The organism is Streptomyces sp. LS1784 (assembly GCF_020103755.1).
Taxonomy (GTDB): domain Bacteria; phylum Actinomycetota; class Actinomycetes; order Streptomycetales; family Streptomycetaceae; genus Kitasatospora.
Map to the genome: position 1 here is coordinate 1 of NZ_JAHSQD010000195.1, position 13,531 is coordinate 13,531.

The following is a 13,531-nucleotide window of genomic DNA, read 5'->3' on the forward strand; positions in this document are numbered from 1 at the left end:
TCCACTGTCCGTCCGGCGGCCTGCGGCCCGGCCGCGGGTCCGCAGGCCGGCAGCCGGCTGCGGTCGGCGACCGTGCCGCGCCCCAGCTCGGCGACCACCCGGCTGCGCAGCAGCTCGTACTGGGCCTGGAGCCGGCCGGGGCGGGCCGGGCGGGCGACCGGGCGGCCGGGGCCGACCAACTCGTCCGGCCCGAACTGCTCGCGGGTGAGGTCGATCTCGAAGCCGGTGGCGAAACGGTTCCACCAGTGGAGGTCCGTCCGCACCCCGTCGACGTACACCTCGCCCATCATGAGCTCGCCGCCGAGCAGGTCGTGCACCACCATCGCCGTCACCCCGCACTGGCCGCGGGCGGGATTGTCGGGACGCCAGTGGGCCAGATCCTCGGGCGCACAGGTGTCGACGCCCCAGGAGGAGCGGATCGCACGTTCGATGTCGTTGAGGGTCCACGCCGTCATACCGGGAAGCCTGCCACGCGCCACTGACAGTGGCACCGGCTTTTCGAAGGGTCATCCCGTGTTCTGCGGCGACCCTCCCGGCGTTCACCCGAAGGAGGCAATGGCCCGGCCGGCCCGGCCCTTGCGCAGGGCGGGCCGGCCGGGCTGCCGTCACTGCGCCCCGGCGGCGGCGCGACGGGAAGACGTCCGGTGAGACGTCCGGTGAGCTGACCCGGGAGCTGTCCCGGGAGGCGTCACTTCGCCAGCTCGGCGACACCGGCCTGCGCGAACTGCTCGTCCAGGTCGCCGCTGGGAGCACCCGCGACACCGACGGCCGCGATCGGAGCGCCCTTGGACTGGATCGGGGCACCGCCGGCCAGGAACAGGGTGCCCGGGATGTCCTTCAGGTTCGGGGCCTGGGCCAGGCGCTTGGCCAGCTCCGAGGTCGGGGCGTTCCAGGACACCGCGGTGAAGGCCTTGCGCTCGGCCGAGACCGGGGCCTGCGGGCCCGCGCCGTCGCCCTTCAGCAGCACCCGGGTGACACCGTCACGGTCGACGACCGCGACCGACACGTGCTGGCCGGCCTTGGTGGCCGCGTCCAGGGCGGCCTGGGCGGCGCGGGTGGCGGCGTCGATGGTCAGACCGCTGCTCGCGGCCAGGTTCTTGTTCTGGGTGTCGGCCTTCGCCGCGGCCGGGACGGCCGGGGTGTCGGTGGACTCGGCGCTGGCCGAGACGGCGCCCACGGTGGCGGCGGCGAGCGCGGCGGCGACGACGGTGCCGGTCAGCACCCGGGTGCGCACGGAGGTCTTCTTCATGGTCCGGCTCCTCAGCGGATCTGCGGGGTGGGGTGGGGGGTCGGGGGCCGCCGGACAGTTGGGGGGATCGCCCGGCGGCGTGCTCCGATCCTCCGCCCGGGGACGGGGCCGTCACATCGACGGTCCGGCGCGGGCGTCCGGGCATGACGGCGGACGGCGGCGTCAACCGATCGGCTGATGCGGACCCGGGCCGGACGGGTCACCATCGAGGGATCGGTGCACCCATGAGGGCCGGGACGGACCGGGTCAGCCCGGGTCGGGCCGGCACCGACCGCGCACGCACCATCCGTTCAGCCAGGAGCCACCCGTGCAGCAGCCCCGTCCGAGCGCCGGCCGCGCTGCGGACCGTAGCGGTGCCGGCCGTCGCGGCGGCCTCGGCCACGACGCCGGCGATCCGGACGCGGGCCGGCTGGCGCTGCTGCTGGACTCCGCCTTCCTGCTGCTGCTCGCCGCCTCGCTCAACCGCTACCTCACCCACCACTCGGGCAGTGCGCAGGCGCCCTGGGTGATCGGGCTGAGCGCGGCCCTCGCGGTCGCCCAGCCGGCCGGCTCCTGGCTCGACCACCACCGTCCGCCCGCCCCGGGCCGGCGCCGCCGGTGGCCGTCGGCCCTGGTGATGGCGCTCTGGGTGGTGCTGGTGCTGCTCGCGCCGAGCTTCGCCTGGTGCGCCGTCCCGCTGATCTACACCGCGCTGCGGGCACTGCCCGCGAAGGCGGCCATCCCGCTGGTCGGCGCGCTGACCCTGCTGGTGGTGATCGCCGAGATCCGGCTGCCCGGCGGCGTCGACGCCACGCTCGTCCTGCTGCCGCCCGCGGTGGCCGCGCTCGCCACCGGCGTCTTCCTGTTCATGGCCCGGCAGGCCGACCGGCAGCGCGCGCTGATCGCCGACCTGGTCCGCACCCGGCGCGAACTCGCCGCCACCGAGCGGCGGGAGGGCACCCTGGCCGAGCGCGAGCGGCTGGCGATGGAGATCCACGACACCCTGGCGCAGGGTCTGTCCAGCCAGCAGATGCTGCTCCAGGCCGCCGAGCGCACCTGGGACACCCACCCGGCGACCGCCCGCACCCACGTCCGCACCGCCGCCGAGGTGGCCGCCCGGAACCTGGCCGAGGCCCGCCGCTTCGTCCACGACCTCGCCCCGGTGGAGCTCTCCGACGGCCGCACCCTCGACCGGGCGCTGCGGGCGCTGGCCGAACGGGAGTCCGCCGAGAGCGGGCTGCCGGTCCGCTTCCACCTGGACGGCACGCCGGTGCCGCTGCCCGCCGCCGCACAGTCCGCGCTGCTGCGGATCGCCCAGGGCGCGCTGGCCAACGTCCGCGAGCACGCCGGGGCGTCGGCCGCCGCGATCACGCTCTCGTTCCTCGGCGACCAGGCCGTGCTGGACATCGCCGACGACGGGCAGGGCTTCGACCCGGACGCGGCCGGCACCGGGGGCGGGCGCGGGTACGGTCTGCCGGCGATGCGGGCCCGGCTGCGGCAGCTGGGTGGCAGGCTGACCGTGGAGAGCACGCCCGGCGAGGGCACCGTCGTCTCCGCCGCGATCCCCCTGGAACACCGATGAGCCCGGGGCCGGAACACCGATGAGCCTGGAGCAGCGATGAGCACGACTCCCGCCCGCACGACTCCCGCCCGGACGGCTCCCGTCCGGCTGCTGGTCTGCGACGACCACGCCGTGGTGCGGGCCGGACTGCTCGCGCTGCTGGCGAGCGCCGGCGACATCGAGGTGGTCGGCGAGGCGAGCACCGGGGAGGAGGCCGTCGCGCTGGCCGCCCGGCTGGCGCCGCAGGTCGTGCTGATGGACCTCCAGCTCGGCGAGGGCATGGACGGGGTGGAGGCCACCCGGCGGATCACCGCCGTCCCGGGCGGGCCGCACGTCCTGGTGCTCACCACCTACGACACCGACGCCGACATCACCCGGGCCATCGCCGCCGGCGCCACCGGCTACCTGCTGAAGGCCGAAAGGCCGGAGGAGCTGTTCGCCGCCGTGCACGCGGCCGCGCAGGGCCGGACGGTGCTCTCGCCGCCGGTCGCCTCCAGGGTGATGGCGCACATGCGGGCGCCCGCGCCGCAGCTCACCGAGCGCGAGCAGGACATCCTCGAACAGCTGGCACAGGGGCTGGGCAACCGGGAGATCGCCCGGGCGCTGTTCATCAGCGAGGCCACGGTGAAGACGCACCTCGGCCGGATCTACGACAAGTTGGGCGTGGACACCCGGGCGGGCGCGGTCTCGGTGGCGAAGGAGCGCCGACTGCTGCGCTGAGCCCGCCCGCGCTCCACCCCGGCTGCGTTCGGCGCTCGACCGGTGTCACTGCGTGCTGCCATGATGCTCGGAATGTCGGATTCCAGGCCGGCGTCCGCCTCCGCCCGTCCTCGCCCGGCGCGGGCGGCTCGGCCGGCGGCCGTCCTGACGACACCACAAATCCCTGGTCCAGGGCCCTTCCGGGCGCCGCGGGAGGCCCGTCACAATGTGGATGTTTCGTGGATTTCGCTATTGACAAACCAACCACGCGGTTTGTTAGTTTGAGATCAACGACGTCCCCGGAGGTGGGGGCTCGCCGGGGCCTGTGCGGACCACTCTCGCCGGAGGGTGTGGCCAGGGGGGAGCGGCGGGTTTGCCGGGGTGTCGGGGGGAGCGGCAGCGCCGAAGCCGCGCGACGAGGCGGCGTGGGGCGCGGCGCCCCCCCCACGCCTCCCCCGGTCCTCCCCCGCGCCAGGCCCTCGACTACGCCAGCGCACTCCAGTACGGACAGCACACGTACGGCAGCGGCGGCGCGCAGCGGTCGACGCTTCCGGACAGCACCGGGCCCCGCTCCGAGCGGGCCACTCCGGGTGAGCCCGCGGTCAGTCCGGCCTCACCCGACTCGCCGAAGCTCAGCGCCAGCCGGTAGCCGTCCGGGGTGGTCGCGGCAACGCCCGGGCGGTCCCGGTCGGCGTTCAGCGAGGTGATCGTCCAGCCGCGCCGCCGCCAGTGCCGCTCCACCACGTCCACCAGCACCGCCCGTCGGGGCAGCGAGACGACGGTGAGCAGGTCCCGGCCCCGGGTGACGTACCAGAGCAGATCCGACTCGCGCCCCGGCAGCGGCAGCCGCGCCCCCGCCCGCGCGGGTGCCCCCTGCCAGGCCGGCGCCGGACGGACGGCGTCCAGAGTGTCCTGGAGCAGCATCTCGCAGCGTTCGGCGGCGTCCAGCTGATCGACCGCCCCCCCCGGTCCCGAACCCGACTCGGCCCCCGGCCGTCGGACCGGCGCGACCCGCGCACCGCCGGGGCCACCGCCCGGGCATCCGACGTTCAGTTCGGCACCACCTGACTGCACAGGGCCCTCCGTACTCCCCCCGGCGTTCAACCCGGGCAGGCATTCCGTCACTGCTTGGACGGCGGGCGGGTACCGGCAGTTCCCCACCCGGCCCCGTCCCTCACCGTTCCCACACTTCCATATTGCACTGCACGGTGCAGTTGAATCACTAACCTGCACTGTGTAGTTTACTTCTCGTGCCGGCCGGCCGGGCCGGACCCCCGACCGGCCGCCCCCGGCACGCCTTCTGACCCACCGTCGAGAGGATCCGCCATGCCCGCCATCACCGTCGGCACCGCCCGCATCCCGTACCGCGTCGTCGGCGAGGGCCCCGACACGCTCGTCCTGGTGCACGGCACCGGCCCCGGCTCCGCCATGTGGGACGGCCTGCTGGACGCCTTCACCGACCGCTACACCGTGCTGCTGCCCGACCTCTCCGGCAGCGAGGCCGCCGAGGACGACGGCGCTCCGCTCACCCTGGAGGCCATGGCCGCCCAGGTCGCCGCCGTGATCGAGGACGCCGGCCGCGGCCCCGCCGACGTCCTCGGCTTCTCGCTCGGCGCCGTCGTCGCCACCGCGACCGCCGCCCTGCACCCCGAGCGGGTCCGCCGCCTGGTCGCCGCCGCCGGCTGGATCAGCGCGGAACAGGACGAGTACCTGCGGCTCTCCATGGCCACCTGGCTCTCGCTCGCCGACCACCCCGCCGCGTTCGGCGGCTACGCCACCCTCACCGCCTTCAGCCGCGGCTTCCTCAACCGGATCGGGCGCGAGGCCGTCCAGGCCAACACCGCCTACATGCAGCCGACTCCGGGCACCCTGCGGCACATCGCCCTCAACCTCGGACTGGACCTCGGCCCGCTGCTCCCGCTCGTCCAGGCCCCCACCCTGGTGATCGGCTGCACCCAGGACGCCACCGTCCCGGTGGAGGACACCCGCCGACTGCACGCCGCCCTGCCCGGCAGCGCCTACGCCGAGTTCGACACCGGCCACATCGTGCTCGCCGAGCAGACCGAGGCGTTCACCGGCACCGTCCGGGGCTTCCTCCTTGCCGCCGCCTGACCTCGGCAGCGGCGCGTGGAGCACACCGCAGCCCGGGAGGCAAGCCCCGCTCCAGAAAGGCTGATTACCGCGCATGGTGACCCAAATCAAATTGACTGAACGTCAACTTCGAAGGCGAGACTGCCTTGTTGGCGACATTCGCAAGGAGACGACCATGCGCATACTTTTCACCGGCCCCGCCGCGGCCGGTCACCTCTACCCGATGGTGCCCACCGCTCAGGCGCTGCGCGCCGCCGGGCACGAGGTCCTGTTCGCCACCGGACAGCCGGTCGACCTGATCCGGCCCGCGGGCTTCCCGATCATCGAGATCGGTGACGGCCGGGGCCTGCGGGAGATCATCGAGGAGCGCCTCGGCGGCAAGGTCCAGTACATCAACCACGACAGGACCCAGGAAGAGATCTTCGACATGGCGGCCGCGATGTTCGCGCACGCCACCCGCCCCGGCGTGGACGGCCTGCTGGCGGCCGCCACCGACTGGGGCGCCGACCTGCTCGTCCACGACTCCTGCCACGCCGCTCCCCCGCTGGTCGCCGCCCGGCTCAAGATCCCGTCGGTGGTGCACAACTTCGGCGCCAGCCCCGGCCGTTCCATGACCGAGCTGGTGGCCTCGCACGTGTCCGACCTGTACGAGGAGTGGGGCCTGGCCGGCCCGACCGTCACCGCGGCGCTCAACGTCGGCCCGCTCGGCGGCGACCCGGACGGCCTGGCGATGCGCTACGTCCCGTACAACGGCGGCGGCATCGTCCCGACCGAGTTCCTCCGCAAGCCCGAGCGCCCGCGGGCGGTCGTCACCCTGGGCACCGTGCTCTCCGAACTCGACGGCGTCCGCGCGGTGGTCCGCATGGTCGAGGCGGCGGCCGAGGTCGACGCCGACTTCCTGCTCGCGGTCGGCGACGCCGACCTCGCCCCGCTCGGCACCCTGCCCGCCAACGTCCGCAGCCTGCCCTGGGTCCCGCTCAACGAACTGCTCGGCCGCGCCGACGCGCTGATCCACCACGGCGGTTCGGGCACCATGCTGACCGCCCTCCAGGCCGGCCTGCCCCAGCTGCTGCTCCCGCAGGGCGCGGACCACTTCGTCAACGCCGACGCCCTCACCGCCACCGGCGCCGCCCTGAGCTCCGCCTCCGACGCCGTCGACGCCCCGCTGCTCACCCGCCTCCTCACCGACGCCGCGCTGCGCGACGCCGCCCACCGCCTGCAGGCCGACAACGCCGCCCTGCCCGCCCCGGCCGCCCTGGTCCCCGTCCTGGAGGACCTCGCCGCCCGCCGCTGATCCCTCCGCCGCCTCGGGCGGCAGCGGAACGACGCGCGACAGCCGCAGGTCGGCCGGCCTGCGGCTGTCGGCGGTACGGGCGGCGGCGGGGTGCTCCTCATGACGTCGAGGCCCGGAGCAGGGCGCGCAGCCCGGCGGTGTCGACGACGTGGGCCCGGGACGGGAGGACCCGGTGGAGCAGGACGTCGTGGACTCCGGGGTCCGGATCGGCGACGCCGTCGGACAGGACGTGGAGCCGGTAGTCGCGGTCGGCCGCGTCGATGACGGTGGACAGGACGGCGCCGCTGGTGCTGAGGCCGGAGACGACCAGGGTGGTGATGCCGCGCTCGCGCAGCTGCCGGTCGAGGTCGGTGGTGGACATGGCGCCGTGGCGGGTCTTGCGCACAACGATGTCCCCGTCCCGGGGCGCCAGGCGCTCGTGGACGGCGGCGGCGGGGTCCTCGTGGTGCATGGCGCGGTGTCGGGCCAGCGGGGCGAAGGACCTGTTGGCGGCCGGGACCGCGTCCCAGTCGGCCTCGGTGAAGCCGACGCGCACGTGGGCGATGGTGCCGCCCTCGGCGCGGACGTCGGCGATGGCGCCTGCCAGGCGGCCGAGCAGGGCCTCGCGGCCCCCGTCCTCGGGCAGCGCGGCCAGGATCGCGGGCTGGCAGTCCAGGACGAGAAGAGCGGTGTGCGCGGGGTCGAGTGCGGGCTGGGTGCTCATGCGGGTGTCCTCCGTGCTGATGATGTGCCTGGTACGGCATCCGGCCGCGTTCGGTCGGACCGGGTCCGGTCGGACCGGGGAAGCAGGAGCGGGGTGGCCAGGATGAGCAACCCCGCGACCGTGATGGCGGTGCGCGGGCCGGTGGCGTCGGCGAGCAGCCCGCCGAGCGCGGTGCAGACCGCGATGGACGCCTGCTGCCCGATCGACCAGGCCGACAGGGTGCGGGCGACCAGGTGCTTGGGCGTGCGTTCGAGCCGGTAGGTGGCGAGCACCGGGTTGAACAGGCTCATGTTGACGATGATCGCCAGCTCGACGGCCATCACGGTGACGAGGCCGACCACGCCGGGTCGGACGAAGGCCAGGCCGATCAGCCAGACGGCGCGCAGGGTACCGACGATCCGGAAGACCCGGTCCCGGCCGTAGCGCGCCACGACCCGCCGGGCCAGCCGGGAGCCGACCAGTCCGCCCAGGCAGGGGGCGGCGAAGGCGAGGCCGTACTGCCAAGGGGCAAAGCCGAGTTGGCGCAGCAGGAGGACGGCGAGCATCGGCTCGGTGGCCATGATCAGGCCGGCCACGAGCATGTTGTTGAGGTAGAGCGCCCGCAGACCGGGGTCGCCCATGATGTGGCGCCAGCCGTCGAGCACCGCGCCGGCCCGGACCGGGTTCCCGCCGGCCGGCCGCGGGGCCTCCTCCCGGCCGCGGATCGCGACGAGGCAAAGCGCGGAGAGCAGGTAGCTCAGCGCGTCGGCCACCACGGTGGTGACCGGCCCGAACCGGCCGATCGCCGCCCCGCCCAGCGGCGGCCCGACCGCGATGGAGCTCCAGTTCGTGGACTCGAACCGCGCGTTGGCCACGAGCAGGTCGTCCGGCCGGACGAGGGCCTTGAGGTAGGCACCACTGGCCGCGCCGAACGCGATCTTGGCCGCGGCGACCACGACCGAGACCACGAGCAGTTGGACGAAACCGAGCCATCCGAAGGCATAGGCGACCGGGATCGTCGCCATGGCCGCGAACCGGATCAGGTCCATCGCGACCATGACCGGGCGCTTGCGCCGGAACTCCACCCACGGCGCGAGCGGCACCGCGACCAGCGCGCCCACCGCGGGCCCCACCGCGGACAGCGCGGACACCTCGACGGGGCCAGCGTCCAGCGCCAGCACGGCGATCAGCGGCAGTGCCCCGAACCCCAGCCCGGACCCGTACGCGCTCACCGCGTACGCCGCCCACAGCCAGCCGAACCGCCTGCCCAGCCGTTTCCTGCCCACCATGCCCGGCGCGCTCCCCTCGACGTCCCGACCCCGACCGAACAAACCGAAGTTGACCAGTGCGAGCTAACCGGGCGACGCAACAGCCGGTCAAACAACCGATTCACCCACCAGACACAACCATGGGTTGTTCACTAGGGTGGGTCGGCGTGGATCTCGAAGCAGTGCGCACCTTCGCCGCCATCGCGGAGGCCGGCCAGTTCCAGAAGGCCGCCGTCGACCTGGCGATCACCCAACAGGCCGTCTCCAAGCGCGTCGCCACACTGGAGCGCGACCTCGGTGTACGGCTGTTCACCCGCACCCCGCGCGGCGCCGAACTCACCATCGACGGGCAGGCGTTCCTGCCCCACGCCCGCGAGCTGCTGCGCGCCGCCGAGCGTGCGGTCGCGTCCGTGCGCACCGGCCGCCGCCCGCTGCGCGTCGACGTGATCGCCTCGCGCGGCGCGGCCTCGGGCCTGATGCGCGGCTTCCACCACGCCCACCCCGAGATCGACCTCGACGTGCTGATGCTGCTGGAGATCGAGACCGCCGTCGCCGCCATCCGCTCCGGCACGATCGACGCGTCCTTCCGCGCCGTCGCCATGCCCGGCCGGCCACTGCCCGAGGACATCGAGTCCGTCCGGGTGCTCGACGAACCGCTCCAACTCCTCACCGGCCCCGCCCACGCGCTGGCGGGCGCCAAGTCGGTGACCGTTGCCGAGCTGATCGGCCACCGGATCTGGATGCCCGGCATCATCCCCGACAGCGAATGGGGTGCCTACTACGACGACCTCGTCGCCGAGTTCGGCCTCACCATCGAGGCCACCGGCCCCAACTTCGGCTCCGACGCGCTCCTCGACACCATCGCCGACACCCCGGCCCTGGCCACCTTCATGAGCGAGCAGACCCGCCTCGTCTGGCCCGCCGGCCACGGCCTGCGCCGCATCCCGGTGACCGACCCGACGCCCGTCTACCCCCACTCACTCCTCTGGCACCGCGACAACCCCCACCCCGCCCTGCCCACCCTCCGCGCCCACCTCGCCACCACCGCGCCCACCCCCGACACCCCGGGAACCTGGACACCCGCCTGGGCGCTCCCCCGCTGACCACCCCACGGCGGACTCACCACCCGCCCCGGACAACACGAAAGCCGCAGGTCATGTGACCTGCGGCTTTCGGTATGGAGCGGGCGACGAGAATCGAACTCGCGCTCTAAGCTTGGGAAGCTCATGTTCTACCATTAAACTACGCCCGCCTGATGAGCCGTCAGAGACCGCTCGATCCAGTGTCACTGTACCCCATCTGCGACGGTGGTTGCACAGGGGGTCGGCGGACGCGGCGGAGCGCGGTGGGGCGGGTGTTGGGGGCGTACTGTTTGGGCCGCGTGCGAGTGCCCCGGTGGGTGGGGGTCGGGGCGGCGAGCCACGGTGAGGAATGTCCGGAACATCCCCTAATGTGACGCTGTCCTGGGGCTCGGCCGCCGGGGCGCGTGAGTACGGGTGAGTACTGGGTTAGGGATGGGAAGGGGATCGATGGAGCAGCGCGCCGTCGTTCGTTGTGCCGAGGGGCATCTGTTCAGCACCACCACGTTCCCGATGCAGAACCTCGGTCCGGGCCGGCTCGGGCCCGGGCGGTTGATCCGCTGTCCGCAGTGCGGACGGCTGCGGAGTTCGGTGCTGGCCGACGTGCGGGAGCTGTCGGAGCCGCAACTGGCGCGGGCGATGCGGCTGGAGGCCGCGGAGTTCCTGGCCTGACGGCGGACGGACGGGTAGCTGGGCCCCGGGCGGATTCGTCCGGGGCCCTTTCTTGCACGTAACCTCGAAGCGTGCTGCTCTCTGACAAGGACATCCGGACCGAAATCGACCTGGGCCGGGTCGTCGTCGACCCGTTCGACCCGGCGATGATCCAGCCGTCGAGTATCGACGTGCGCCTCGACCGCTTCTTCCGCGTGTTCGAGAACCACAAGTACCCCCACATCGACCCCTCCGAGGAGCAGCCGGACCTGACCCGGCTGGTCGAGCCGGAGGGCGACGAGGCGTTCATCCTCCACCCCGGCGAGTTCGTGCTGGCCTCGACGTACGAGGTCATCACGCTGCCCGAGGACGTCGCGTCCCGGCTGGAGGGCAAGTCGAGCCTGGGCCGGCTGGGCCTGCTCACCCACTCCACGGCCGGCTTCATCGACCCGGGCTTCAGCGGCCACGTGACCCTGGAGCTGTCGAACGTCGCGACGCTGCCGATCAAGCTGTACCCGGGCATGAAGATCGGGCAGCTGTGCCTGTTCCGGCTCTCCTCACCCTCGGAGCACCCGTACGGCTCGGAGCGCTACGGCTCGCGCTACCAGGGCCAGCGCGGCCCGACGCCCTCCCGCTCGTTCCTGAACTTCCACCGCACCAAGGTCTGACCGCAGGGCCCACGGAGCGCACGCACGACGGGCGGCCACCCCTCACCGCGAGGGGTGGCCGCCCGCGGCGTTCTCAGGCCCGCTTGGGGCTGGTGACGGCGACCAGCTCGGTGCCGTCCTCGGACAGCCGCAGTTCGGTGCGCAGCTCGGCCAGCTCGCCGAGGTGGTGCAGGTGGGTGCCGCCGCAGAAGATCTGCGCGCCGCCCTCGGGAAGCTCGCAGTGCCACTGGCGGCGGGCCGTGAGCTCGGGGCCGGGCACCTCGATGCGGACCGGGGCGTCGGCGGCGACCCAGGCGGCCAGCCGGGCGTTGACGGCCTCGGTGAGGGCCGGCAGGGCGTCGGCGAGGGCCGGGAACTCCTCGGTGGCGTCCACCGTGAAGCCCTTCTTCTTCAGCGACTTGCCGAGCCGGTAGGTGTCGGTGCTGGCCGCGGTGTCCATCACCGAGCTCGCCATGGCGAGGCTGTCGAAGTCCGGGTGGCCGAAGGCGTCCGAGCGGCCCGGGTCCTTGCGCCAGCGCGGGGCGAGCGCGGCGTTCAGGGCGAGGGCGAGCAGGTGGCAGCCGCTGTGCGAGGCGCTGAGGGCGCCCCGGCGCTCGGCGTCGACGGCGAGCGCGACGGTGCGGCCGACGAGGTCGCCGGGGTCGGTGTCGAGGACGTGCAGGACCAGCCAGGACCACTCCTCGTCACCACGCCGGACCGGGATGTCGGCGCCGACCAGCAGCTCCCCGCCCTCCGGGCCGACGGCGCCGGTCAGGCAGTCGACCACGGCCAGCTCGGTGCCGTCCACGGTCAGGGTGCCGAGGTCGGCCGGCTGGTCGGGCCAGGTGTGGTCGAGCGGGTGGAACGGGGTCGCCTCGGTGACGACGGCGTACCGGCCGTCGGCCAGCGGGTGCACCGCGAGCACCGGGGACTCGCCGGTCACCGCCCCGGCCGGGAAGCTGACGTGGGTGGTGGGGAGGGTCATGCCTGGCTCCGGTGAAGGTGGGACGACGAGGGTGGGGCGGGCCCGGCGCTCGGCCGTGGCCCGCCCCCCATTCTGCCCTCCGCCCGTCGGACCCCTCAGCCCAGCGTCGGCAGTTTGATCAGCACCAGCAGCGCGACCAGCTGCACCGCCGAGGCGGCCGCGGCCTTGCCCCAGGGCAGGTCGTGCAGCCGCCGGACCATGCTGGTCAGCAGGTACGCGCAGAGCATCCAGGTGGCCCAGCCGACGACCTGGACGACGGCGCTGCCGGAGGGCAGCACCAGGTCGAGCAGCAGCCGGGGCGCGTCGGTGAGCCAGCCGATCAGCGCGGCCAGGCCGACGGTGGACTTCCACGGGCCGTCGCCGCCCAGCTGGCGGGCCAGCGCGTAGGTGACCCCGCCGAAGAGCGCGCCGGTCACGGTGAAGCCGATGGCGGCGGCGAGGATGCCGGTCAGCGCCACGGTGAAGGTCGAGTTGACGATGTCGTCGTGGGTCAGCCCGATGCCGAGCACCGCGAGCGCGCCGTACAGCAGCGAGACGGCGAGGGCGGGCAGCCAGACCTGGTGGTCGCGGGTGCGGTCGAAGATCGCGGTCGGGGTGCGGAACAGGCCGGTGAACAGCTCGCGCCAGTGCGGCCGGGGCCCGGCGACGTGCGGGGCGGACTGGCCGCCGGCCCGGTAGACGGCGACGTTGTCCTGGCCGTACGGCTGCTGGTCGTAGCCCTGGTCCGGGCCGTAGCCCTGGTCGGGGCCGTAACCCTGGTCCGGACCGTAGCCCTGCGCGGGCCCGTACGGCGGCTGCTGCCCGTACGGACCTCCGGCCGCGTAGGGGTCGCCGACCGGGAAGGCCCGGGTGTTGCCGGGCCGGTCCGCCTCGTACGGGTCGTATCCGTCCCCCGCCCTGTGCCCCGGGCCGCCGGGCGTGCCGCCGGGCCCGCCGGGGACCTCCGCGTGCGGGGCCGTGAAGTACTCCGGCCCGTCCGTCCCCCCGTGCCCCCCGGGCGGCGGCGGAGGGGCCGACCATCCGCCGTGCGGACGGTCGGCGCCCTGACCGCTGTCGTATCGATTACCAGCCACGGTCCGAAGGTACCCGTCCGGCCCGGCCCGCGTCGGCCCCGGACGGAGCCGGGGCCGGTTTGCAGCGAGGCTGAGACGAACGGGGCCGAAAACCCGCGGAACGGGGCCCCGGCCCCCAGGGCTCCAGGGCCTAGCGCTGTGCGCCGATCGACGGCCCGTGCACCGCCGCGGCCGCGCTGGTGCCCTCCAGGGCCTAGCGCTGTGCGCCGATCGACGGCCCGTGCACCGCCGCGGCCGCGCTGGTGCCGGCCGGGCAGCCGCCCGGCCCGGCCG

The 13,531-nt window shown here is 74.1% G+C and carries 13 protein-coding genes, 1 tRNA gene and 1 pseudogene; 7 read left to right on the forward strand and 8 right to left on the reverse strand.

Translation table 11 applies throughout. The features are described from left to right. Window positions 1-77: 77 nt before the first annotated feature. Together KS423_RS22105 and KS423_RS22110 are read right to left on the reverse strand one after the other, a co-directional pair. Window positions 78-455, reverse strand: a pseudogene (locus KS423_RS22105) (hypothetical protein); the annotation flags it as partial. 233 nt (window positions 456-688) lie between these two features. Next, a complete protein-coding gene (locus KS423_RS22110) occupies window positions 689-1,249 on the reverse strand; it encodes a heme-binding protein (protein WP_224281307.1) in 561 nt (186 codons plus the stop codon). A gap of 307 nt (window positions 1,250-1,556) precedes the next feature. Between KS423_RS22110 and KS423_RS22115 the strand changes: the two genes are divergently transcribed. Further along, window positions 1,557-2,810: a sensor histidine kinase gene (locus KS423_RS22115; protein WP_374120007.1), complete on the forward strand. Its 1,254-nt coding sequence runs from the start codon at window positions 1,557-1,559 to the stop codon at window positions 2,808-2,810. Between the two features lie 36 nt (window positions 2,811-2,846). Continuing rightward, window positions 2,847-3,509: a response regulator transcription factor gene (locus tag KS423_RS22120; RefSeq protein WP_224281308.1), complete on the forward strand. Its 663-nt coding sequence runs from the start codon at window positions 2,847-2,849 to the stop codon at window positions 3,507-3,509. Window positions 3,510-3,971: 462 nt separating this feature from the next. Here KS423_RS22120 and KS423_RS22125 read toward each other — a convergent pair whose 3' ends face one another. Continuing rightward, window positions 3,972-4,412, reverse strand: a complete 441-nt coding sequence (locus tag KS423_RS22125) for a hypothetical protein (RefSeq protein ID WP_224281309.1) — start codon at window positions 4,410-4,412, stop codon at window positions 3,972-3,974. A gap of 402 nt (window positions 4,413-4,814) precedes the next feature. On the opposite strand from KS423_RS22125, the gene KS423_RS22130 reads away from it, so the two are divergent. After that, on the forward strand, window positions 4,815-5,600 hold the full coding sequence (locus KS423_RS22130; protein WP_224281310.1) for an alpha/beta fold hydrolase: 786 nt from the start codon (window positions 4,815-4,817) through the stop codon (window positions 5,598-5,600). A gap of 154 nt (window positions 5,601-5,754) precedes the next feature. Continuing rightward, the gene (locus KS423_RS22135) at window positions 5,755-6,873 is read left to right on the forward strand and encodes a glycosyltransferase (protein WP_224281311.1); all 1,119 of its coding nucleotides are present in this window, start codon (window positions 5,755-5,757) and stop codon (window positions 6,871-6,873) included. A gap of 97 nt (window positions 6,874-6,970) precedes the next feature. On the opposite strand, the gene KS423_RS22140 is transcribed toward KS423_RS22135, so the two are convergent. Further along, window positions 6,971-7,576 carry a cysteine hydrolase family protein gene (locus tag KS423_RS22140; protein WP_224281312.1) on the reverse strand — a complete coding sequence of 202 codons (606 nt, stop codon included), beginning with the start codon at window positions 7,574-7,576 and terminating at the stop codon, window positions 6,971-6,973. Then, a complete protein-coding gene (locus KS423_RS22145) occupies window positions 7,573-8,844 on the reverse strand; it encodes an MFS transporter (RefSeq protein WP_224281313.1) in 1,272 nt (423 codons plus the stop codon). The genes KS423_RS22140 and KS423_RS22145 overlap by 4 nt, the downstream gene beginning before the upstream one ends. 146 nt (window positions 8,845-8,990) lie before the next feature. Between KS423_RS22145 and KS423_RS22150 the strand changes: the two genes are divergently transcribed. Then, window positions 8,991-9,926 carry a LysR family transcriptional regulator gene (locus KS423_RS22150; protein ID WP_224281314.1) on the forward strand — a complete coding sequence of 312 codons (936 nt, stop codon included), beginning with the start codon at window positions 8,991-8,993 and terminating at the stop codon, window positions 9,924-9,926. A gap of 75 nt (window positions 9,927-10,001) precedes the next feature. Here KS423_RS22150 and KS423_RS22155 read toward each other — a convergent pair. Then, window positions 10,002-10,075: transfer RNA gene (locus tag KS423_RS22155), tRNA-Gly, on the reverse strand. Between the two features lie 277 nt (window positions 10,076-10,352). Here KS423_RS22155 and KS423_RS22160 point away from each other — a divergent pair. Further along, complete coding sequence (locus KS423_RS22160) at window positions 10,353-10,574, forward strand: hypothetical protein (RefSeq protein WP_174315667.1); 222 nt, start codon at window positions 10,353-10,355, stop codon at window positions 10,572-10,574. Window positions 10,575-10,645: 71 nt separating this feature from the next. Further along, a complete protein-coding gene (gene dcd / locus KS423_RS22165) occupies window positions 10,646-11,221 on the forward strand; it encodes a dCTP deaminase (protein WP_224281315.1) in 576 nt (191 codons plus the stop codon). Window positions 11,222-11,294: 73 nt separating this feature from the next. Here dcd and KS423_RS22170 read toward each other — a convergent pair whose 3' ends face one another. Together KS423_RS22170 and KS423_RS48070 are read right to left on the reverse strand one after the other, a co-directional pair. Next, window positions 11,295-12,185, reverse strand: a complete 891-nt coding sequence (locus KS423_RS22170) for a metal-dependent hydrolase (RefSeq protein WP_224281316.1) — start codon at window positions 12,183-12,185, stop codon at window positions 11,295-11,297. Window positions 12,186-12,280: 95 nt separating this feature from the next. Beyond that, complete coding sequence (locus KS423_RS48070; RefSeq protein ID WP_224281317.1) at window positions 12,281-13,258, reverse strand: Yip1 family protein; 978 nt, start codon at window positions 13,256-13,258, stop codon at window positions 12,281-12,283. Between the last annotated feature and the right edge of the window lie 273 nt (window positions 13,259-13,531).

Bases quoted from the DNA above. Each gene is read 5' to 3' on its own strand.
- KS423_RS22125 (WP_224281309.1), bottom strand. From the start codon at position 4,412: ATGCTGCTCCAGGACACTCTGGACGCCGTCCGTCCGGCGCCGGCCTGG.
- KS423_RS22140 (WP_224281312.1), bottom strand. From the start codon at position 7,576: ATGAGCACCCAGCCCGCACTCGACCCCGCGCACACCGCTCTTCTCGTC.
- KS423_RS22135 (WP_224281311.1), top strand. From the start codon at position 5,755: ATGCGCATACTTTTCACCGGCCCCGCCGCGGCCGGTCACCTCTACCCG.
- KS423_RS22110 (WP_224281307.1), bottom strand. From the start codon at position 1,249: ATGAAGAAGACCTCCGTGCGCACCCGGGTGCTGACCGGCACCGTCGTC.
- KS423_RS22145 (WP_224281313.1), bottom strand. From the start codon at position 8,844: ATGGTGGGCAGGAAACGGCTGGGCAGGCGGTTCGGCTGGCTGTGGGCG.
- KS423_RS22160 (WP_174315667.1), top strand. From the start codon at position 10,353: ATGGAGCAGCGCGCCGTCGTTCGTTGTGCCGAGGGGCATCTGTTCAGC.
- KS423_RS22120 (WP_224281308.1), top strand. From the start codon at position 2,847: ATGAGCACGACTCCCGCCCGCACGACTCCCGCCCGGACGGCTCCCGTC.
- KS423_RS22130 (WP_224281310.1), top strand. From the start codon at position 4,815: ATGCCCGCCATCACCGTCGGCACCGCCCGCATCCCGTACCGCGTCGTC.
- KS423_RS22170 (WP_224281316.1), bottom strand. From the start codon at position 12,185: ATGACCCTCCCCACCACCCACGTCAGCTTCCCGGCCGGGGCGGTGACC.